21 protein-coding genes are annotated in these 20,647 nt (G+C 76.2%); 9 read left to right on the top strand and 12 right to left on the bottom strand.

Annotated features, from left to right (window positions below):
* Positions 1-151 precede the first annotated feature (151 nt).
* Positions 152-910, bottom strand: a complete 759-nt coding sequence (locus tag ACVJO7_RS09430) for a class I SAM-dependent methyltransferase (protein ID WP_344018810.1) — start codon at positions 908-910, stop codon at positions 152-154.
* Between the two features lie 119 nt (positions 911-1,029).
* Here ACVJO7_RS09430 and ACVJO7_RS09425 point away from each other — a divergent pair, with 119 nt between their 5' ends.
* Positions 1,030-1,869 (top strand): ParA family protein, encoded by an 840-nt coding sequence (locus ACVJO7_RS09425; protein ID WP_344018807.1) that lies wholly within the window; start codon positions 1,030-1,032, stop codon positions 1,867-1,869.
* A gap of 136 nt (positions 1,870-2,005) precedes the next feature.
* Here the strand turns inward: ACVJO7_RS09425 and ACVJO7_RS09420 are convergent, their stop codons facing one another.
* On the bottom strand, positions 2,006-2,845 hold the full coding sequence (locus ACVJO7_RS09420; protein WP_491672533.1) for an SAV_6107 family HEPN domain-containing protein: 840 nt from the start codon (positions 2,843-2,845) through the stop codon (positions 2,006-2,008).
* 35 nt (positions 2,846-2,880) lie between these two features.
* Complete coding sequence (locus ACVJO7_RS09415) at positions 2,881-3,180, bottom strand: hypothetical protein (protein ID WP_344018803.1); 300 nt, start codon at positions 3,178-3,180, stop codon at positions 2,881-2,883.
* 348 nt (positions 3,181-3,528) lie between these two features.
* Between ACVJO7_RS09415 and ACVJO7_RS09410 the strand changes: the two genes are divergently transcribed.
* Both ACVJO7_RS09410 and ACVJO7_RS09405 read left to right on the top strand, forming a co-directional pair.
* On the top strand, positions 3,529-4,152 hold the full coding sequence (locus ACVJO7_RS09410; RefSeq protein WP_358481895.1) for a GNAT family N-acetyltransferase: 624 nt from the start codon (positions 3,529-3,531) through the stop codon (positions 4,150-4,152).
* Positions 4,153-4,190: 38 nt separating this feature from the next.
* Positions 4,191-4,856, top strand: coding sequence for an LppM family (lipo)protein (locus ACVJO7_RS09405; protein WP_344018797.1), 666 nt, complete (start codon positions 4,191-4,193; stop codon positions 4,854-4,856).
* A gap of 122 nt (positions 4,857-4,978) precedes the next feature.
* Here the strand turns inward: ACVJO7_RS09405 and ACVJO7_RS09400 are convergent, their stop codons facing one another.
* Complete coding sequence (locus tag ACVJO7_RS09400) at positions 4,979-5,917, bottom strand: methylenetetrahydrofolate reductase (protein ID WP_491672532.1); 939 nt, start codon at positions 5,915-5,917, stop codon at positions 4,979-4,981.
* 180 nt (positions 5,918-6,097) lie between these two features.
* On the opposite strand from ACVJO7_RS09400, the gene ACVJO7_RS09395 reads away from it, so the two are divergent.
* The 4 genes from ACVJO7_RS09395 to ACVJO7_RS09380 are packed head-to-tail and all read left to right on the top strand — an operon-like array spanning position 6,098 to position 11,401.
* Positions 6,098-7,198: a polyprenyl synthetase family protein gene (locus ACVJO7_RS09395; RefSeq protein WP_491672703.1), complete on the top strand. Its 1,101-nt coding sequence runs from the start codon at positions 6,098-6,100 to the stop codon at positions 7,196-7,198.
* A 5-nt stretch (positions 7,199-7,203) separates the two neighbouring features.
* Entirely contained in the window at positions 7,204-8,763 is a 1,560-nt protein-coding gene (crtI, locus tag ACVJO7_RS09390; RefSeq protein ID WP_491672702.1) for a phytoene desaturase family protein, read from the top strand.
* 27 nt (positions 8,764-8,790) lie between these two features.
* The gene (gene mptB, locus ACVJO7_RS09385; protein WP_344018793.1) at positions 8,791-10,398 is read left to right on the top strand and encodes a polyprenol phosphomannose-dependent alpha 1,6 mannosyltransferase MptB; all 1,608 of its coding nucleotides are present in this window, start codon (positions 8,791-8,793) and stop codon (positions 10,396-10,398) included.
* On the top strand, positions 10,379-11,401 hold the full coding sequence (locus ACVJO7_RS09380; RefSeq protein ID WP_491672531.1) for a phytoene/squalene synthase family protein: 1,023 nt from the start codon (positions 10,379-10,381) through the stop codon (positions 11,399-11,401). Before mptB ends, ACVJO7_RS09380 begins: the two co-directional genes overlap by 20 nt.
* Here the strand turns inward: ACVJO7_RS09380 and ACVJO7_RS09375 are convergent.
* Positions 11,370-11,723 carry an Rv2175c family DNA-binding protein gene (locus ACVJO7_RS09375; protein ID WP_344018791.1) on the bottom strand — a complete coding sequence of 118 codons (354 nt, stop codon included), beginning with the start codon at positions 11,721-11,723 and terminating at the stop codon, positions 11,370-11,372. The genes ACVJO7_RS09380 and ACVJO7_RS09375 overlap by 32 nt on opposite strands.
* 158 nt (positions 11,724-11,881) lie before the next feature.
* Here ACVJO7_RS09375 and pknB point away from each other — a divergent pair, with 158 nt between their 5' ends.
* Positions 11,882-13,741, top strand: a complete 1,860-nt coding sequence (gene pknB / locus ACVJO7_RS09370; RefSeq protein WP_491672530.1) for a Stk1 family PASTA domain-containing Ser/Thr kinase — start codon at positions 11,882-11,884, stop codon at positions 13,739-13,741.
* 18 nt (positions 13,742-13,759) lie between these two features.
* Here pknB and ACVJO7_RS09365 read toward each other — a convergent pair whose 3' ends face one another.
* The 4 genes from ACVJO7_RS09365 to ACVJO7_RS09350 are packed head-to-tail and all read right to left on the bottom strand — an operon-like array spanning position 13,760 to position 17,262.
* Positions 13,760-14,500 (bottom strand): GIDE domain-containing protein, encoded by a 741-nt coding sequence (locus ACVJO7_RS09365; protein WP_491672529.1) that lies wholly within the window; start codon positions 14,498-14,500, stop codon positions 13,760-13,762.
* A gap of 49 nt (positions 14,501-14,549) precedes the next feature.
* Positions 14,550-15,953 (bottom strand): class II 3-deoxy-7-phosphoheptulonate synthase, encoded by a 1,404-nt coding sequence (locus ACVJO7_RS09360; protein ID WP_344018786.1) that lies wholly within the window; start codon positions 15,951-15,953, stop codon positions 14,550-14,552.
* 10 nt (positions 15,954-15,963) lie between these two features.
* A complete protein-coding gene (locus ACVJO7_RS09355) occupies positions 15,964-16,482 on the bottom strand; it encodes a polyadenylate-specific 3'-exoribonuclease AS (protein WP_344018783.1) in 519 nt (172 codons plus the stop codon).
* Between the two features lie 24 nt (positions 16,483-16,506).
* Positions 16,507-17,262 (bottom strand): lysophospholipid acyltransferase family protein, encoded by a 756-nt coding sequence (locus tag ACVJO7_RS09350; RefSeq protein ID WP_491672528.1) that lies wholly within the window; start codon positions 17,260-17,262, stop codon positions 16,507-16,509.
* A gap of 168 nt (positions 17,263-17,430) precedes the next feature.
* On the opposite strand from ACVJO7_RS09350, the gene ACVJO7_RS09345 reads away from it, so the two are divergent.
* Positions 17,431-17,868 (top strand): DUF308 domain-containing protein, encoded by a 438-nt coding sequence (locus tag ACVJO7_RS09345; protein ID WP_491672527.1) that lies wholly within the window; start codon positions 17,431-17,433, stop codon positions 17,866-17,868.
* Here ACVJO7_RS09345 and ACVJO7_RS09340 read toward each other — a convergent pair.
* The 3 genes from ACVJO7_RS09340 to ACVJO7_RS09330 are packed head-to-tail and all read right to left on the bottom strand — an operon-like array spanning position 17,865 to position 20,577.
* The gene (locus ACVJO7_RS09340; RefSeq protein ID WP_491672526.1) at positions 17,865-18,839 is read right to left on the bottom strand and encodes an ROK family protein; all 975 of its coding nucleotides are present in this window, start codon (positions 18,837-18,839) and stop codon (positions 17,865-17,867) included. The two genes, ACVJO7_RS09345 and ACVJO7_RS09340, sit on opposite strands and share 4 nt — an antisense overlap.
* A complete protein-coding gene (locus tag ACVJO7_RS09335) occupies positions 18,836-19,333 on the bottom strand; it encodes a hypothetical protein (RefSeq protein ID WP_491672525.1) in 498 nt (165 codons plus the stop codon). Before ACVJO7_RS09335 ends, ACVJO7_RS09340 begins: the two co-directional genes overlap by 4 nt.
* Positions 19,330-20,577 carry an ArsA family ATPase gene (locus tag ACVJO7_RS09330; RefSeq protein ID WP_491672524.1) on the bottom strand — a complete coding sequence of 416 codons (1,248 nt, stop codon included), beginning with the start codon at positions 20,575-20,577 and terminating at the stop codon, positions 19,330-19,332. Before ACVJO7_RS09330 ends, ACVJO7_RS09335 begins: the two co-directional genes overlap by 4 nt.
* Positions 20,578-20,647 lie beyond the last annotated feature (70 nt).

Raw genomic sequence — 20,647 nt, 5'->3', positions numbered from 1 at the left:
GCGGCGTGTCGCCGGTCACGCGGGTGCCGGCCGGACCACCCGGACGGCGGCGGATCCGCAGGTCGACGGTGGTGGCACGGTCACCGTGGGCGACCGTCCGCTGGCCGTCCGGGGGGCGTCAGGATGCCGTCAGACGCCGCGCGACCCGGGTTCAGAACCGCCGGGCGAGCAGATGCAACCGCGGAGCGACCTCACCCAGGGCCGGGACGGCCGACGCCAGCATGTCCAGTTCGTCACGCTCGTCCCGACCGGCCGGTTCGCCTTCCTGTCCGGGGCCGGGCAGCCAGGCCTCCAGGGTCCCGTCGCCCTGCAGCACCTCGACGTCCAGCCGGCCGGTGCCGGCGGCCAGCTCGCGCAGCAGGGCCGCGTCGAACCGGCGCAGCAACCGGTCCTCCGGGCCGGTCCGGCCGTCCGGGTCGGTCAGCAGCTGCCGGGCCTCGGCGAGCCGGCCGGCGGCGACCCGGCCGATGAAGGCGCCGTAGCGGCCTGCGGTGAGCACCGACACGCCGCCCCCGGGGGCCGCCGCCGATGCCAGCGCGGTGAGCACCCGGCCCGGGTCGTCGACGACCTCCAGCAGGCCGTGCCCGAGCACGAGGTCCGCGCCGTCGGCGGGCGCCACGTCGGCGAGCGTGTCCACGTCACCGTTCACCGGGGTGATCCGGTCGGTGACGGCCGCCTCGCGGGCCCGGCGGGCCAGCGTGGCCAGCGCGTTCGGGCTGGTGTCCACGACGGTGACGGTGCAGCCCGCGGCGGCCAGCGGCACCGCCCAGGTGCCACTCCCCCCGCCGACGTCCAGCACCCGGGGAGCGGCGCCGGTCCCCCGGCGGACGCGCTCGATCTCCCTGTCCAACACCCGGAACACGGCGGCACCGCGCGCTGCTCCGGCCTGCTCCCGTGTCGGCGATCCCACGCCGGCAGCCTAGTGGTCACCGGACCGGTGGCCACCCGCGCATGCGCCGGGCCCGGCGGCGGCCGGACCGGACACCCTCCGCGACACACCACGGTGGAACGACACGGTACGTTGAAGCGGTGCAGGTCGTCGCCACTCTGAGTCTCAAGGGCGGCGTCGGTAAGACCACGGTGGCACTCGGTCTGGCCGGCGCGGCGCAGCGGCACGGCGTGTCCACCCTCGTGGTCGATCTCGATCCCCAGGCGAACGCCACCACCGCGCTGGATCCCGAGCCCACCACCGCCACGGTCGCCGACGTCCTCGACGAGCCGCGCCGCGCCGTCGTCGAGCGGGCGATCGCCCCGTCGGCCTGGGGTGAGGGACTCGACGTGCTGGTCGGCGCGGAGCAGACCGAGCGGCACAACCATCCGGATCCGGGCGCCGCCCAGCTGCACCGCCTGGACCGGGCACTGCAGCGGCTGGCCGGCGAGCTGATCACCGACCCGGCCGACGAGGCCCGGGGCCTGGCCGAGGAGCGCTACCGGCTGGTGATCGTGGACTGCCCGCCCTCACTCGGACAGCTGACCCGCAGCGCGCTCTCCGCGGCGGACCGCGCGATCCTGGTCACCGATCCCACGATGTTCTCGGTGTCCGGGGTGCAGCGCGCCTTCGACGCGGTGCAGACCGAGCGCGAGCGCTCCAACGACCGGCTCCAGCCGCTCGGGGTGCTGGTGAACCGGGTCCGCCCCCGCAACACCGAGCACGACTTCCGCATCTCCGAGCTCCGCGAGCTGTTCGGGCCCCTGGTGTTCAACAGCGTCCTGCCGGACCGGTCCGCCGTGCAGCAGGCGCAGGGCGCCTGCCTGCCGATCCAGGCCTGGGACACCCCCGGCGCCCGCGAGATCTCCGCCGTGTTCACCTCCCTGCTCGGGCGCGTGCTGCGCAGCGCCTCCCGCGACCGGCCCGCCGCCTCGGCCTGACGGTCACGCCTCGGCCTGACGGTCACCCCGCGTCCGGCCGTCCGGCGGCCCGGCCGTGATCCCGCGGCCCCGCTGTGATCCCGGCGGCCCGCTGTGATCCCGCGGCCCGGCGGCCGCCCGGCGCCCCGGCCGTCGCTCAGCGCGGCAGCAGCTGCTGCACCCGCCCGACGAACTGTTCGGCCTGCCGCAGCAGGTCGTCGGCCCCGCGCCGATCCACCATCCGTTCGATCCCGGCCTCGGCCGCTGCCCGCACCCGCGAGCAGGAGGCGAAGAACGACGCCCACTCCTCCAGCTCCGGTGCGACCTCGGCGAGCAGCCGCCAGACGTCCCGCGGCGCTCCCCGCCGCGGCCGCGGCCGTGCCCGCATCGCGAGCACCGCCGCCCCGGCCCGCAGCGCCGCCAGGTAGGCGGCGGGATAGCGGCGCATCGGATCCGGATCGCGATGCGCCTCGGCCAGCTGGTCGGCGGCCTGGCGGAGCAGCGCCAGCGCATCCCGCGACGGGGGCGCCCCCGCTCCCCCGTGCGACCCCGCACCGCCGGCCCGCGGGGTGCGGGCGACCGCACCACCGCCACGTGAGGCGGCGGCCCGCGGGGAAACGGTGGAGCCGCCGGACCGCGGAGACGCGACGGTCCCGCCGGACCGCGGAGAGGCGGCGGTCCCGCCGGACCGCGACGACCGGCTGCCGGTGCCGCGCTCGCCCCCGCGGCAGACGCCCCGGGGCGCCGGAACGACCGGCGGGCCCGGCTCGTCCGATCCGGCCGACCGGTCCGACCTGGCCGACCGGGCCGGCAGGTCCGGCAGGTCCGGCAGGTCCGGCAGGTCCGGCCGGGCCGGCAGGTCCGACCGGGCCGGCCGGCTCGACCGGTCCGACCGGGCCGGCCGGGTCACCGGCTCCCCCGCCGGGCCCGCCTGCTCCGGGTCGTGACCATCCGGCGCGGCCGGCGGCCACAGATCCAGCTCCATCGTCGTGCTCATCGCGGCACCTCCATCCCGTGTCCCACCCGCATCCGTCAGTCGTTCACCTGCACGAGGTCCCAGACACCCGGCCCGGCCCGCATCCGGAGCACCACCTCGCGGGGCGGCTCGAGCGGCTCCTCCACCGACCGCGCCTGCACCCGCCAGCAGCTGAGCCGGTCGCCGCCGATCGGCATCGGTGACGGGAACGGCCACGGCGACTCCTCGACCCACTGGTCGCGCACCCCGGTGACCAGGAACCGTTCGCCGCGCCGCGACGGACGCCGCTGGAACTCGACCGGCTCACCGTTCTGCCAGCGCACGTCGACGGCCGCCGGCTGCCGCGCTCGGAACAATCGCGAGAAGCCACCCACTCCCACCACGCCCCTTCCCGCGGAGCGGCCTCGGCCCCCGCTCCCCGGCATCGGTTCCGGGTCGCCCGGCGACGGGATGCTTCCCCCACCCCGCACCGGACGCCCGGATGTCGAACGCGCGTTCGACGTACTTCAGTAGAACGCGTGTTCGATCGGCAGTCAAGTCCGGCGGCCGGGTGGTCCGGTCGTCGGTGGTGACGGTCCGGCCACGGTCCGGCACACCCGGGCCGCGGGACCGTTCGGAGCGTGATGTGATGGGTGCATGCGCGCCTCCACCCGTCCCGCTGCGGACGCCGGCCCCGCGGCCCGCCGCGGCGCGTGGGGCCCGCGGTGACCGCCGCGCCGGCACGGCCACGTCTGGTCGGGCTCAGCCGCAGCGACTTCGCCGGCCGGCTGACCGACGCCATCGACGTGTACGTGACCGCGATGGGCTACCCGCGCTCGACCGCCCGGCAGCGCCGCTCGCTCTGGCTGGAGCACTCCTACCGGCCCGGCTGGCGCGCGGTCGGCTGGGTGGACGAGCGGAACCGGCTCGGCGGGATCGGCTACGGCTACTGGGGCGGGCCCGGCCAGTGGTGGTTCGAGGAGGTCCGGCGCGGCCTGCGCGCCCGCCGGGGCGATCCCGACGGCGTCGGCGCGGACTGGCTGACCGACTACTTCGAGCTGACCGAGCTGCACGTGCACCCCAGGACGCAGGGCGCCGGCATCGGGGAGGCGCTGCTCCGCGCGCTGGCCCGGGACGCCGGGCGGTCCCGGATGCTGCTGTCCACCCCGGAGTACGGCCCGGAGCCCCCCGGCCGGGCGTGGCGGCTCTACCGCCGCGCCGGCTTCCGGGACGTGCTGCGCGAGCACCTGTTCACCGGCGACCCGCGCCCGTTCGCGGTGCTCGGCCGCGAGCTCCCGCTCGCCCCGCCCGCACCGGCCGCGACTCACCCGGGACACGACCCGGCGTGACGCCGGGCGGGCCGCCCCCGGGTGGCACGATGTCCGGCATGCCGCTCCCCCGCAGCTCCACCGTTCCGCACCGGCGGCGCACGAAGGCCGCGGTGCTGCTCGCGGTGCTCACCCTGCTCGCCCTGACCGGTTGCGCGCGGGTGCAGGTCGCGCTGGCCGTCCAGCCCGACGACACCGTCGACGGCACGATCGTCATCGCGACCCCGGACGGCAGCGGACCGGAGGTCACCGTGCCCCCGGCCCTGGAGGACAAGGTCGATCTCGCGCCCTACGACGAGGACGGGTTCGTCGGCTCCAGGGCGTCGTTCGAGGGCCTGACCTTCCCCGAGGTCTCCGAGCTCGCCGCGCTCGGCGGCACCGCCTCGGCCCGGGCGAACCTGGAGATGCGCCGGGTGGGCGAGCGGATCGCGGTGCGCGGGCGGGCCGACCTGACGACGATGCCGGTGGACCGCTCGGACGTCCGGCTGGCGATGAGCTTCCCGGGCGAGGTGGTGGAGACCGACGGTGAGGCCGACGGCGGGACGGTCACCTGGACCTTCGCCCCCGGCGAGGTCTCCCAGCTCAACGCGTCGGTGGTCTCGACCGACCCGAACGCGCCGTCGGTGGTCGGCTGGTCGCTGCTGCTGGCCGGGCTGGTGGCGGTCGCCGCGGGGGCCGTGGTGTTCCTCGCCCACCGCGACCGGAACCCGGCGATCCGCCGCTGAGACCGTCCGGCACCCGGACGGTCCGGCCCGGTGGCGGCCCGGCCGCCGGTCCGGCGCGGCCCGAGGATCGGCGGCGGACCCGGACCGGATCCGCCGCCGGGAACCTCAGACGGCCGGGAACCTCAGACGGTGGCCGACGCGGTGGCCGACCGACCGGCCGCCGAGCGCCGCGGCTCGGCCAGGCCGAGCCGGTCGATCAGCTCGGTGGTCGCCGTCGACCGGTTCAGCGAGTAGAAGTGGATCCCGGACACGCCCTCGGCGATCAGCCGCTCGCAGAGCTCGCCGGTCACCTCCATGCCCGCCGCGCGGAACGCCTTCGCGTCCCCGGAGTACGGGGCGAGCCGCTCGACCAGCGCGGGCGGCAGCGGCGAGCCGGACAGCTCCGGCCCCTTGTGGAAGGTCTTCTCCGAGGTCAGCGGCATGATCCCGGGGATGATGGGCTGATCGAACCCGGCCGCGGCGACCCGGTCGCGCAGCCGCAGGAAACCGTCGGGCTCGAGGAACAGCTGGGTCACCGCGAACTCCGCGCCGGCCCGGAACTTGCCGACCAGGCGCTCGGTGTCGGCGGCCAGGTCGGCCGAGCGGGGGTGGCCGTAGGGGAACGCCGCGACACCGACGCAGAACGGCCCGGACCGCTTGATCAGCGAGACCAGCTCGTCGGCGTACTCCAGTCCCTCCGGGTGGCTCACCCACTCGCCGAGCGGGTCGCCGGGCGGGTCGCCGCGCAGCGCCATGATGTTGCAGACGCCGGCCGCCGCGAGCGAGCCGATCACGTGCCGCAGCTCGTCCACCGAGTGCGACACCGCCGTGAGGTGCGCCATCGAGCACAGCGTGGTGTCGGTGGCGATCCGCTCGACGGTGCGCACCGTGCGGTCCCGGCTGGAGCCGCCCGCGCCGTAGGTCACCGACACGTAGGCCGGGTCCAGGACCTCGAGTCTGCGGATCGCCCGCCAGAGGTCCGCCTCGCCCTGGTCGTCCTTCGGCGGGAAGAACTCCACCGCGAAGAAGGGGCGGTCGACGCTGATCCGTTCGGTCACCGTGGATGCAGAGGTCGTCGTCACCCGGATGACCTTACGGTGCGAACGTGCCGCTGTGGGCCCCTGAAGCGCCCCGGGCCACCCGGCCGGGCCCCCGCACGCGCTCCCACCTGCGGTCGCCGGGTGAGTGTCGGTGACCACCGTTAGCCTGGCTGCGTGGTCGATCCCGCTGCTCCCGCCTCCGCCCCGCTCGGCCCCGGCGACATCACGACGGCCGGGCCGGCGCCGCTCGACGACGCGTTGCCCCAGCACGTCGAACGGGTGCTGGCCGGCTACCTGGACCGGCGCCGCACGGACGTGCTGGGCATCGACCCGGCCGTCGCGCAGGCGGCGGACTCGCTGGCCGGCTTCGTGCTCGGCGGCGGGAAGCGGCTGCGGCCCACCTTCGCCTGGTGGGGCTGGCGCGGCGCCGGCGGCGACCCGCAGGACGAGCACGCCCAGGACGTGCTCACCGCGATCGCCGCGCTGGAGCTCGTACAGGCGTGCGCGCTCGTGCACGACGACCTGATGGACGCCTCGTCCACCCGCCGCGGCCGCCCGACGGTGCACGTCGAGTTCGCCCGCACGCACGCGTCGAACGAGTGGTCGGGGCCGCCCGCCCGGTTCGGCGCCGCGGTCGCGATCCTGGTCGGCGACCTGGCCCAGGTGTGGGCCGACGACATGTTCCACTCCGCGTCGCTGCCCGACGGCGCGCACGCCAGGGCCGCCGAGGCGTGGCGGGCGATGCGCACCGAGGTGCTCTCCGGCCAGTACCTGGACGTGCTCGCCCAGGCCTCCGGCGACGCCGCCGAGTCGACCGCCCTGAAGATCGACCGGTTCAAGACCGCCGCCTACACCGTCGAGCGCCCGCTGCACCTGGGGGCGGCGATCGCCGGCGCGGAGCCGCGGCTGCTGGGCGCCTACCGCCGCTACGGAGCCGACATCGGCGTCGCGTTCCAGCTCCGCGACGACCTGCTCGGCGTCTTCGGCGACCCCCGGGTGACCGGCAAGCCGGCCGGCGACGACCTGCGCGAGGGCAAGCGCACGCTGCTGGTCGCCGCCGCGCTGCAGCGCGCCGAGCAGCGCGGGGACCGGGCCGCGCAGGAGGTGATCACCGGTGCGCTCGGCGATCCGGGGCTCGCCGGGGAGGCGCTCGACCGGGTCCGCTCGGTGCTGTCCGAGCTGGGTGCGGTGCAGGTCGTCGAGCAGCGGATCGCCGCGCTGACCGGGTCCGCGCTGGACGCGCTGGACGCCGCGCCGGTGCTGGAGCCCGCTCGCGCCCAGCTGTTCGAGCTGGCCGAGCGCGCCACCCGGCGGGCCTGGTGAGCGGCGTGCGGACGGTGCCCGGCCGCACCGATCACGTGGTCGTCGTCGGCGCCGGGCTGGCCGGGCTGTCCACGGCGCTGCACCTGCTCGGCGCCGGCCGCCGGGTGACGATCCTGGAGCGGGAGGAGTTCCCCGGCGGGCGGGCCGGGCGGCTCGACGTCACCGACGAGCACGGCGGGTACCGGCTCGACACCGGGCCGACCGTGCTGACCATGCCGGAGCTGCTCGACTCGGCGTTCGCCGCGGTCGGCGAGCGCACCGCGGACCGGCTCGACCTGGTGCGGCTCGATCCGGCCTACCGGGCGGAGTTCGCCGACGGCTCGGCGATCGCGGTGCACACCGACGCCGCGGCGATGGAGCACGAGGTCCGCGAGACCTGCGGTCCGGAGTCCGCGCAGGGCTACCGGCGGCTGCGGCGCTGGCTGACCGACCTCTACCGGGCCGAGATGGACTCCTTCATCGACGCCAACCTGGACTCGCCGTTCTCCCTGTTCGGGCCGGACCTGGCCCGGCTGGTCGCGCTCGGCGGGTTCGGCCGGCTCGGCCGGCGGATCGACCGGTTCCTGCCCGACGAGCGGCTCCGCCGGATCTTCTCCTTCCAGGCGCTCTACGCCGGCGTCGCCCCGCAGCGGGCGCTCGGTGCCTACGGCGTGATCGCCTACATGGACACCGTCGCCGGGGTGTGGTTCCCGCGCGGCGGCATGCGCGCGATGGGCACCGCGCTGGCCGGCGCCGCGGCCGACGCGGGTGCCGAGGTCCGCTACGGCAGCCGGGTGACCCGGCTGGTCCGGTCCGGGGACCGGGTCACCGCGGTGCGGTCGGTCCCGGCCGGCGGCGGCGAGGAGATCGAGACCGCCTGCGACGCCGTCGTCCTCACCCCGGAGCTGCCCGCGGCCTACGACCTGCTCGGCGGCGCGCCGCGCCGTCCGCTGGGGCTGCGCTGGTCGCCGAGCGCGGTCGTCGTGCACGCCGGGATGCCCACCCCGTCCCCCGGCGTGGCCCGGCACCACCACACGATCTCGTTCGGCGGCTCGTGGGAGGGCACCTTCCGCGAGATCATCGACCGCGGCCAGCTGATGAGCGATCCGTCGCTGCTGGTCACCCGGCCCGGCCTGACCGATCCCGGGCTGCAGCCCGACGGCCGGGAGCTGATGAGCGTGCTCGCGCCGTGCCCGAACACCGCCGTCGCCCCCGGCATCGACTGGGACCGGATCGGCCCCGCCTACGCCGAGGAGCTGTTCGGCGTGCTCGTCGAGCGCGGCCTGGCCGATCCGGGGGCCACCCCGAGCTGGACCAGGCTGTGGACGCCGCGCGACTGGGCCGCCGCCGGGATGGCCGCCGGGACGCCGTTCTCCGCGTCGCACACGCTCGCCCAGACCGGGCCGTTCCGGCCGCGGAACCTGGTGCGCGGCGTGTCCAACGCCGTGCTGGCCGGCTGCGGCACCACCCCCGGCGTCGGCATCCCCCCGGTACTGGTCTCCGGGCGGCTGGCGGCGGAGCGGATCACCGGGCCGCGCTCGCCCGAGCGGGCCGGTCGCGGTGCGGGGTCGCGGGTCGCCCGCTGAGCCGGGCGTGGAATCATTCCGGCCACGATGACCGCCCAGCCCTCGCCCCCGATCCCCCGCCCCGCGGCACCGGAGCCGGTGACCGCGGCCGGTGACCCGAGCGACCCGCGCAGCGGGTCCCCGAGGTCCCGCTGGGGCACGCTCACCGCGCGGCTGGGCGACCCGCCGCGGCGCACCCTGCTGCTCGGCCTGGCCGGCACGGTGCTGATGTTCCTCGGCGCGCCGGGCGCCGGCGGGATCCCGGTGCGCGATCCGATCCTCGGCAACTCGCCGCTGTCGTTCTGGCGCTACGGCCACGGGGCCATGATCGCCGGGATCGTCGTCTACACCGGGCTGGCCCTGATGGTCTGGGCGTGGGTCCGGCTGGGCCGCGACGTCCTCGCCCACCGGGTCGGCGGGCGCGCGGTGCTGACCACGGCCTGCGTCTGGATGATCCCGATGCTGGTCACCCCGCCGCTGTTCACCCGGGACCCGTACAGCTACCTCGCCCAGGGCGCCCTGCCGCTGGCCGGGTACGACCCGTACCGGTTCGGGCCTGACACGATGGGCGGGATCTTCACCGACAACGTGCACTTCTTCTGGCAGGACACCCCGGCGCCGTACGGCCCGCTGTTCATCCTGCTGGCACAGGGCATCGTGCTGCTGGTCGGCCAGAACGTCCTGCTCGGCGTCATCGCGATGCGACTGATGCTGGTCAGCGGCCTGGTGCTGCTGGTGGCGGTGCTCCCGGCGCTGACCCGGCGGCTCGGCGGCCGGCCCGCGGTCGCGCTGTGGATCGCGGTCGCGAACCCGGTGATGGTCGTGCACATGGTCGGCGGCGTGCACAACGACCTGCTGGTCGTCGGGCTGCTGCCGCTCGCGGCGCTGCTCGCGCTGCGCGACCGGTTCCTCTGGGCGATCGTCGTCGCCTCGCTCGCGATGGCGGTCAAGGCCTCGGCCGGCCTGATCCTGCCGTTCCTGGTCCTGGTCTGGGCCGCGAAGCTCACCGGGCCGTTCTGGTCCCGGCTGGTGCGGGCCGGGCTCCCCTCGGTCGCCGTGTTCGTCGCGGTGTTCGGGGCGTGCACCTGGGCCACCGGCTACGGGCTGGGCTGGCTGCCCGCGCTCAGCGCACCGTCGATGATCGTCAACTGGCTGTCCTGGTCGACCGGCGCCGGGCAGGTGGCGCACGCCGTCGCCGGGATGTTCGTGGACGGCCTGAACCAGCAGGCGTTCGTCGAGGTCTTCCGGGCGATCGGCGCGGGCGTGCTGGGCGTGCTCATCGTCGCGCTGTGGTGGCTGGCCCGCGACGGCGGGACGATCGCGATCCGCAACGCGGCGATCGCGCTGGCACTCGCCGCCGTGCTCGCGCCGACGACGCTGCCGTGGTACCTGAGCTGGGGTTTCTGCCTGCTCGCGATGACCGCGTGGAGCGCTCGCGGGCTGCAGTGGGTGGTCTTCGGCTCGATCTGGCTGATGATCGTCTACTTCCCGGACGGCGAGACCGCGCTCTACGCGCCGCCCTATCTCCTGCTGTGCGCCGCCGCCGGGCTGCTCGCCGCCGTCGCGCTGCTCCGGCCGGATCCGCTCGGCCTGCGTGCCGGCCGTCGCCCGGCCGGCCCCTCCCCGGTGACCGACGGTGCCCGCGACGGCGGCTGAGCGGGCGGGGCGCGCGGAGCTCGACGCCGCCGGGGTGACCGACCCGGCGCTGCGGGCCGCGTACACCGCCTGCCGCGCCCTGCACGCCGAACACGGCCGCACCTACTACCTCGCGACCCGGCTGCTGCCACCGGAGCGGCGGGTCGACATCCACGCCCTCTACGGGTTCGCCCGGTACGCCGACGAGATCGTTGACGACCCGGACGGTGCGGGCGGCGGCCGTCCGCGGGCGGCGCTCGACGCCCTGGACGCGCAGCTGACGGCCGCGCTCGACGGGGCACCGCAGCCGGGGAGCAGGCCCGAGGTGCTGGCCGTCGCCGAGACCGCGCGCCGGCACGCGCTGGACCCGTCGCTGTTCCGCGACTTCATGGTCTCGATGCGGATGGACCTCACGGTGGAGGGCTACCCGACCGACGCCGACCTGGCCGTCTACGTGCACGGCTCGGCCGCCGTGATCGGGCTGCAGACGCTGCCGGTGCTCGGCACCGTGGTCCCGCGGGCCGAGGCCGAGCCGCACGCCACGCTGCTCGGCGTCGCCTTCCAGATGACGAACTTCCTGCGCGACGTCGGCGAGGACCTGGACCGCGGCCGCGTCTACCTCCCGGCGGACGAGCTGGCCGCGTTCGGCGTGGACCGGGAGCTGCTGGCCTGGTCGCGGCGCACCGGGCGGCCCGATCCGCGGGTGCGGCGCGCGCTCGCCCACCTGGTGGCCCGCACCCGGGCCACCTACCGGCGCGCGGACCCGGGGATCCCGATGCTGGAGCCGGTGTCCCGGGCCTGCGTGGGCACCGCGCGCACGCTGTACGCGGGGATCCTCGACGAGATCGCCGACGCCGGTTACGACATCCTGCAGCGGCGGGTCGCGGTGCCGAACCGGCGCCGCGCCGCCGTCGCGCTGCCCGGCCTGGGCCGGGCGGTGCTGGCCAGGGGCCGGGAGCTGGCCCGGGAACGGACCGGGCGGGCCGCGCCGGTCAGAACGCCATCGCCTGGGCGCGGCGCTTGACCTCCTTGTGCCGGCCGGCGCCGATCGCCCCGATCGGCGAACCGGGCAGGGAGTCGTCCTCGGTGAACAACCAGGTCAGGATCGCGCGGTCGTCGTAGCCGCCGTCGCGCAGCACGCTGATCGTGCCGCTGAGGCCGCGCACCACGTCGTTCCCGTCCAGGAACACGGCGGGGACGACCACCTGGCCGTCGTGCTTCAACGACAGGAGCTGGCCTTCCCGGACCAGCTGGTGGACGCGGGATGCGGGGATCGACAGCCGGGAGGCGACGTCGGAGACGGTCAGCGTCTCCTCCGTGACGGCCGCGGGGAGGGTCTCGCTCACAGACGGACACTGTTCCACATCCGCTCCCCGCACCCCACACTCCGGGACCCGGGCCGTGTCGCGCGCGGTGGCCGGGCACGCACCGTCCGCGGGCGGACGCTCGGCGTGCCGTACCCACCCGGACGGCGGGTAAGGGTCGCTGAAGTAGCCTTCCCGGCGTGAGCGCACCGTCCGGACCGGTCGATCCCGGCACGCCGGATGGGGCCGGTCCGGTGATGGCGGACGGCCCCGGCCCCGCCCTGCTCGACGGCCGGTACCGGGTCGGGCCGGTCCTCGCCCGCGGCGGCATGTCCACCGTCTACCACGGCACCGACACCCGGCTCGAGCGTGCGGTGGCGATCAAGGTGATGGACCCCCGGATGGCCGGGGACCACGCGTTCCGCACCCGCTTCGACCGGGAGGCGCGGCTCGCCGCCCGGATCGACCATCCGGCCGTGGTCGCGGTGTACGACCGCGGCACGGTGCCTGCCGGGCCGCTCGGCGAGCCGAGCCTGTTCGTCGTGATGGAGCTGGTCGACGGCGGCACGCTGCGCGACGTGCTGCGGGCCCGCGGCGCGCTCGGCCTGTCCGCCGCGGTGCGGGTGCTGGAGCCGGTGCTGGCCGGTCTGGCCCGCGCGCACCGGCTCGGCATGGTGCACCGCGACGTGAAGCCGGAGAACGTGCTGATCTCCTCGTCCGGCGAGGTGAAGGTCGCCGACTTCGGGTTGCTCACCGCGGCCGCCGAGGCCGGCATCAGCCACGCCGGGATGATCCTCGGGACGATGGCCTACCTCTCCCCCGAGCAGGTCGTGTCCGGCCGCGCGGACGGCCGCAGCGACGTCTACGCCGCCGGTGTCGTGCTCTACGAGATGCTCACCGGCCACCCGCCCTACACCGCCGACAATCCGCTGTCGGTGGCCTACCGGCACGTGAACGAGGACGTCCCGCCGCCGTCGGCGACGGTGCCCGGCCTGCCGCCCGCGGTGGACGCGCTCGTCGCGCGGGCGACCGCCCGCGATCCCGCGGAGCGGCCGGTCGACGCCGAGCACTTCCGCCGCGAGCTGCTGGAGGTCGCCGACCGGCTGGGGCTGCCCCGGGCCGGCGTGCCGCGGCCCCCCGGCCCGCCGCCGGTCGACGACGGCGCGACCCTCCCGGCCGGGCCCCGGCGGCACCGGGCGACCGGTGCCGAGCCGCGCGGCCCCGGCGGTACCCGGGCGCAGGCCCTGGTCGGCGCGCACGGCACCGCCGTCACCCCGGCGAGCGAGCCGGAGGCGCTGTCGGCGGCCGACCTGCGCGCGGACCGGCGCCGCAGCCGCCGCGTCTTCACGCTCTGGATGGTGCTGCTGGTGGTGCTCGCCGCGCTGGCCGGCACCGGGGCGTGGTGGCTCGGCTCGGGCCGCTGGACGACGATGCCCGCGGTCACCGGGCTGGACCGGGACCGGGCGACGGCGCTGGTCGCGGAGGCCGACCTGACCCCGTCGATCACCGAGCAGGCCGACGACGACGTCGCGGCCGACTTGGTCGCCTCGGTCGATCCGGCCCCGGACACCCGGGTGCTGCGCGGCTCGTCGGTCACCCTCGTCGTCTCCACCGGCCGGCCCGCCGTTCCGGACGTCCCGGCCGGCAGCGCCGTGGAGACCGCCGAGGAGGCGGTGCGCCGGGCCGGTCTGACCCCGGTGCGTTCGACGGCCGCCGAGGAGTTCAGCGCCGAGGTGCCCAGCGGCGCGGTGATCCGGACCGATCCGGCGGCGGGCACCCGGCTGCCGGGCGGCTCCGCCGTCACCCTGGTGACCAGCCGCGGCCCGGAGCCCGCCCCGCCACCGCCGCCGCCGAGCGACGAGGAATCCGACACCACCTCGGTGCCGTTCGTGATCGGCATGCGCGCCGACGACGCCGAGGAGCTGCTCGAGTCGCAGGGCTTCGACGTCGACATCGACCGGAGCTTCCCGTTCGGCCGCCGGGACGGCCGCGTCGTCGGTCAGGATCCGTCCGCCGGCGACGCCGAGCCGGGTGACACGATCACCCTGACCGTGCTCTGAGCCCGGCCGGCCCGCCCGTCACACCAGGAACGCGAGCACTGCGAGCACGACGGCGCCCGCACCGAGCCCGGCCGCGGAGCGGATCGCGTCCCGGCTGCGCCGGCGTTCGGCGTCGAGATGGTCGCTGCGGTCCGCGGTGGTGAGGGTGAGCGGCTGCTCCGGGCCCGCCGCGACCCGCACCCCGCCGGCCGCGCACCGGGCCTCCCCGATGACGGTGATCCGCTCGCCCGGCTCGATCCGCCACTCGGTGCGCTCGTAGCCCTGGGTTCCCGAGCCGATCCGCAGCAGGCCCAGGTCGATCCCCTCGTCCGGGTCCGGGCCGTCCTCGCGGCGCTCGGCGATCGGGAGGTCCACCCGGGCGTCGACCGGGTCGACGGTGACGACGGCGTCGCCGTCGCGCAGGGTGAACCGGGTGCCGCCGCGGCGGTCGCCGACGACCTCGGTCTCGGTGCCCTTGTCACCGCGGTAGCGGCGCAGCGTCCGCTCCCGGAACCACAGGCAGTCCGCGCCGCTGAGCGGGGCGGCGCGGGTCTCCCCCTCGGCGACTCCGGTGAGCGTGACGACCTGGCGGAACGCCCCGGGGCCCACCTGGGCCGACGCGGCCCCGGCCATCTCGACCAGATCGGCGAGACCGACCTCGGCGGCCCCGAGGCCGCGGGTCCACCGCTCGTGGTTCTCCCGGGCGAGCAGGAACCGCTGGTACGCGAGGTAACCCATGATCCCCGCGATGCCCAGGAGAACGATGTGGAAGGTCGTCACGCGGGCGACAGTAGCCGGACGAAGCGGACACGCTGCCCGGTAGGACTACTCAGCCGCGCAGCATCTCCGCGACCAGGAAGGCCAGCTCCAGGCTCTGCTGGGTGTTGAGCCGCGGATCGCACGCCGTCTCGTAGCGGCCGGCCAGGTCGGTGTCGGAGATCCGCTGCGCGCCGCCCAGGCACTCGGTGACGTCCTCGCCGGTCACCTCGACGTGGATGCCGCCCGGGTGGGTGCCGAGCGAGCGGTGCACCTCGAAGAAGCCCTGCACCTCGTCGACGATCCGGTCGAAGTGCCGGGTCTTGTAGCCGGTGGACGCCTCGTGCGTGTTGCCGTGCATCGGGTCGCACTGCCAGATGACCTTGTGCCCGGACGCGGTGACCTTCTCGACGATCGCCGGCAGCACGTCGCGGACCTTGTCGTTGCCCATCCGCGAGATCAGCGACAGCCGGCCGGGCCGGTTCAGCGGGTCCAGCCGCTCGACGTACTCGACAGCCTGGTCGGGCGTCGTCGACGGGCCGATCTTCATGCCGATCGGGTTCGCCAGCAGCTCCGCGAACGCGACGTGCGCGCCGTCGAGCTGGCGGGTGCGCTCGCCGATCCAGAGGAAATGGGTGGACAGGTCGTAGAGCTTCGGGGCTTCCCCGCCGGTCTGGTCCCGCTCCAGGTCCAGCCGCAGCATCGCCCGCTCGTAGTCGAGCAGCAGCGCCTCGTGGCTGGCGTAGAACTCGACCTGGTGCAGGTTGTGGTCGCGCACGCCGCAGGCGTCCATGAAGCGGACGGCGCGGTCGATCTCGGCGGCGACCGCCTCGTAGCGGACGCCCGCGGCGGAGGTGCGGACGAAGTCCTTGTTCCAGTCGTGCACCTTAGTCAGGTCCGCCATGCCGGTCGCGGTGAGCCCGCGGACCAGGTTCATCGCGGCCGAGGCGTTGGCGTAGGCGCGGATCATCCGGGACGGGTCCGGGATGCGGCCGGCCGGGTCCGGCGCGAGCCCGTTGACGATGTCGCCCCGGTAGGACGGCAGCCCGGCCGAGTCGACCGGGGAGCTGCGCGGCTTGGCGTACTGGCCGGCGATCCGGCCGACCTTGACCACCGGCATCGACGCGCCGTAGGTGAGGACGACGGCCATCTGCAGCAGCGTCCGGATGGTCGCCCGGATGTGCGGCTCGGTGTTGTCGACGAAGGTCTCCGCGCAGTCGCCGCCCTGCAGCAGGAACGCCTCGCCGTTGGCGACGTCGGCGAGCCGCGACTGCAGCCGGTCGACCTCCGGCGGGAGCACGACCGGCGGGACCGACTCGAGCACCTTCCGGACGTCACCCACCCGCGACGGCTCGGGCCACTCGGGCTGCTGCTGGGCGGGGCGGGAGAGGGCGTCGTCCAGCGCGGAGCGCAGGTCCGCGGGCAGCGGCGGCAGCTCCGGGAGGACGTCGATCGGCGCGTCGACGGACCAGTTCACGACACCCAGACTAGGCCCGTGCGATCGGTGCCGGCGCCCCGGCCCCCGTGCCGAGCGCCTCGGCGATGACCTCCCAGCGGCGCAGGTTGTGCCGGGCGTCGGCGAGCGCGTCGTGCGCGTCCCGCGGCGGCGGGGGCAGCGTGGGGCGGCCCGCGTCCTCCCAGCGCTGGCGCAGCTCCCGGGTGAACCGGGGCATCGGCCGGGGCAGCGCGGGCATCGCGCCCCACAGCTGGCAGAGCGCAACGTGGTCGTAGGCGGCGATCCAGGCCCACAGCTCGACGTCGCCCGGCGCGGAGGTGCAGAACTCCAGCAGCTCGTCGCGGATCCGGGCCCGCGACATCCACGCCCGGTCGGCCGGCGAGGGGAGCTTGGGCAGCACGTTCGCGCGGACCCACCTGCCGGCGCGGTCCGGGTCGAACTCGGTGGACACGGCGTAGAACTCGCGGCCGTCCTCGCCGACGACGCCGATCGACACCAGGTCGATCGTGGTGCCGTCCTCGATGAACTCGCAGTCGTAGAAGAAGCGCATGGTGGGACCTGTGTACCCGGCCGCTCAGCTGGCGCGGGAGTCGGGCACGTTCGCGTCCGGACGACGGGGGGCGGGCCGGGCCGGCGCGGGGGGCGGCGAGCCGGTGGCGGCCCGCTCCTTGACCGAGGCGGCGTAGAGGTCGACGTAGGTCTGCCCGGACAGCTCCATCAGGTTGTACATGATCTCGTCGGTCATCGAGCGCTCGATGAACCGGTCGCCGGCCATGCCCTCGTAGCGGGAGAAGTCGATCGGCTCGCCGATCACGATGCGGACCTTGCGCGGCCGCCACATCTTCGAGCCGATCGGGTTGACCTTGTCGGTGCCGACCATCGCCACCGGGATCACCGGGACGCCGCCCTCCAGGGCCATCCGGGCGACGCCGGTCTTGCCCTTGTAGAGCTTCCCGTCCGGCGAGCGGGTGCCCTCGGGGTAGATGCCGAGCAGCTTGCCCTCGCCGAGCAGCCGGACCGCGGTGTCCATCGCGGCCCGCGCGGCCGAGCCGCCGGAGCGGTCCACCGGGACCTGGCCGACGCCGGTGAAGAACTGCTTCTTGAGCCAGCCGCGGATCCCGGGCTCGGTGAAGTACTCGCGCTTGGCGAGGAACGTGACCCGCCGCGGCAGCATCAGCGGCAGGAAGAACGAGTCGGCCACCGCGAGGTGGTTGCTGGCGAGGATCGCACCCCCGCGCTCGGGCACGTTCTCGGCGCCCACGATCTCGGGTCGGCAGAAGACCCGCATCAGCGGGCCGAGCAGCACGAACTTGGACCACCAGTACAGCACCCTGCGCTGCCTCCCTACGACTTCCGGCGACAGCCTACGGAGCCCTCGGTGCTCCCCACAACGGGGCCGTGCCCGCGCCCGGCCGGGCGTTGCCCGGCCCGGTGCGGCCCGGCGGCGGGGCGTGACAGGATGGCCCGGCATGCGCCGGTGGGGCCGGGAAGGACGGGCATGGACCCAGCACGCGGCCGGGGAGACCGACCGGAGGACGACTTCGAGTCCATCGTCGCGGGATGGCGCGACGAGGGCTCGGTGCCCGACTGGCCCGGCGAGCGCGCCGAGCCGGCCGAGCCCACGGTGCAGCCCGGCGAGCGCCCGGTGCACCGGCCGGGCCCGTCGGCCGAGACCGAGGACGACGACCACTACCACCCGCCCGAGCCGCCGCCGCTGCCGCGGCCGGGCCCGCCCGCCGTCGTCGGCGGCGGGCTGATCGGGCTGGGCCTGGTGCTGTGCATCTCGCCGGGACTGATCGGTGCGGGCGGCAGCTGGCCGCTCCCGCTGGGGCTGGTGCTGATGGCGGCCGGACTGACCTGGCTGGTGCTGCGGCTGTGGACCGGCGAGCCGGGCGACGACGGCCCGGACCCGCACGACGACGGCTCCCGGCTCTAGCCGGCCCCCGGGCCGGCGACGGCCTCCCTGGCCAGCGTCGCCGCGCCCACGACGGCCGCGGCCGCGCCGAGCTGCGCGGTGCGGATCCGGGCCAGCGGCCGGTTCCCGGCGCCGGTGGCGATCCGTGCGTAGTGCTCGCGGGCCGCGTCCAGGAACTGCGGCGCGGACGCCGACACCCCGCCCGCGATCACCACCAGGTCCGGATCGAACACGTCGGCGACCAGCGAGAGCCCCTCCCCCAGCCAGTGCCCCAGCTCGGCCATCGCGGCCCGGCCGATCGGGTCGCCCTCCCGGGCCGCCGCGCCGACCCGCCTTCCGGTGATCCGGCCCGGGTCCCGCGCGGCCTCCCTGGCCAGCGCCGATGGGCCGGGCGGGTGCGGCCCGGAGATCAGCTCCAGCGCGGTCGCGGCCAGCGCGGTGCCGCTGCAGTAGCGCTCCCAGCAGCCGCGCTTGCCGCACGGGCAGGCCCGGCCGTCCGGGACGACGCGCAGGTGCCCCAACTCGGGTGCGACGCCGTGCGCCCCGCGGTACAGCTCGCCGTCGAGCAGCAGCGCCACGCCGATCCCGGTGCCCAGCGCGATCAGCACCGCGGCGGACGCGCCCGCGGCGGCCCCGTGCCGGCGCTCGGCCAGCGCGGCCGAGTTCGCGTCGTGCTCGACGACGACCGGCAGCCCGCCCAGGCGCTCCGAGATCCGCTGCGCGACCGGGGCGTCCCGCCAGGACAGGTGCGGGGCGTAGCGGACCAGCCCGCGGCCGGCGTCGACGAACCCGGCCAGCGCGAGCCCGGCCGCGGACACCCGGTGCCTGCCGCGCAGCTCGTCGACGGCGCCGGCGATGGCCGCCTCCAGCGCGTCGTCGGTGCCGGGGGTGGGGGCCGAGACGGTGTCCAGGACCTCGCCGTCGTCGCCGACCACCCCGGCCCGCACGCTGGTCCCTCCCACGTCGACGCCGACGGTGAGGGCGCGGGTCATGTCCGGTGCACCACGATCCGCTGCACGGACCGGCCGCCGTGGGTCCGGGTGCCGGGGCGGCCGTGCCCGGGGCGGGTGTGACCGTGCTGGCCGCTCTGGCCGGGCCTGCCGTTCGGGGCGCCGCCCTCGTCGGGCCGGCCGGACTCGCCGGACCGGCTGTGCTCGCCGGGCCGGCCGTGCTCACCGGACCGGCCGGGCCCGCCGGACCGGGCGGGCGCGCCGTCCTGCTCCAGCACCGCCACCAGCACCGCGAGCAGCCCGGTCGCGTGCCCGGCCAGCGACTCCGCCAGCTCCGACCGCTCGCCGCGGAACACGGCGAGCAGCGCGCACACCGGGCAGGCGGTGCAGGAGCCGGCGGCGCCGGGGGCCGGCTCGGTGCCCGCGCCGCCGGCGACCGGCTCCAGCGCGACCCGCAGCCGTTCGAGCAGGTGCAGCGCGGTCTCCCGCAGGTCGTCCGGGAAGCCGCCGTGGGTGCCGCAGGAACCGGCCGTCACGAGGTCATCCAGGTGCCCGGATCGGGCACGAAGGTGATCACCAGCCGGGCGTGCGCGCCGGTGCCCTCCAGCCGGGCGCCGGTGGCCTCGCAGCGCCGCAGCACCGACGGCAGCGACACCATCCGCCGGGAGAACCCGATCCCGACGACCATGTCGTCGCCGACCCGGGCCAGGTCCAGCGGGGCGTCCTCGGCGCCGGGCAGCGCGACGTCCAGCTCGAACTCGGTGTCGGCGGAGACGCCCTGGCCCGCGGTGCGGCGCAGCTCCATCAGCGGCCGCGGCGCGCGCTCCTCGGGCGCCCCGGCCGGGTCCCGGTCGCCGTAGATCGAGCGGGCCAGCTCGCGCAGCGACCCCACGCCGGTCGGCTCGGCGGCGGTGTAGCGGACCGCGGTGACCGGCACGTCCGCGGCGAGCTGCTCCAGCTCGCCCAGCACCGCCTGCTGCTCGGTGGCCCGCTCGCGCAGCCAGCGGGCGGCCGGCCCGCGCAGCGACGGCGGCGGGCCGGGCATCACCCGGTTCGCCATCAGCGCGTCCACCCGCAGCTCGTGCAGGGCGAGCGCGGTCAGCGTGCGGCGGGTCTCCGCGGCGACCACCCGCTCCGGGGTGAGGACCAGCCGGACCGAGGTCCGGGAGCGGTCGGCGAGCAGCCCGCGCAGCCCGGCGAGCTGATCGGCCAGCGCACCCAGCGCGGCGACCGTGCGCTCCCAGCCTGCGCCGTCGTTCTTCGCGCCCGCCAGGTTCGCGACCAGCCCGCGGACCGCCCTGCGGTGCGCCGGGAACAGGCGCTCCAGGTAGCCCGACAGCGCCTCGGGCAGGGTGAGCAGCCGCAGCGTCTCCGCGGTCGGTCCGCAGTCGACGACCACCACGTCGTACTCACCGGAGTCGGCGAACCGCTGCACCTCGACCAGCGCGAGCAGGTCCTCCACCCCGGGCAGCACGGTCAGCTCGTCGGCCACCAGCTCGTCGACCCCGGCGCCGGCCAGCATCGTGCGCAGGTGGCCCTGCAGCTCGCCCCAGGCACCCTCGAGCAGGTGCCGGGCCTCGATGTGCGCGGCCCACAGGTTCTCCGCGACCGGGGTGGGATCGGCGCCCAGCTCGGCGTCCAGCGCGTCGCCCAGCGAGTGCGCGGGATCGGTCGAGACCACCAGCGCGGACCGGCCGGACCCGGCGAGCAGCGCGGCAGTGGCCGCGGCGAGGGTGGTCTTGCCGACCCCGCCCTTGCCGGTGAACAGCACGACGCGCACGCCGCGGAGCGTAACGATCGCTGCGACACCGGCTCCGCCTGACCCGCCGAAGCGGATCGCGGAGGCGGGC

Source organism: Pseudonocardia sp. DxW (genome assembly GCF_058448985.1).
This window is presented reverse-complemented; position numbering and strand designations above follow the sequence as displayed.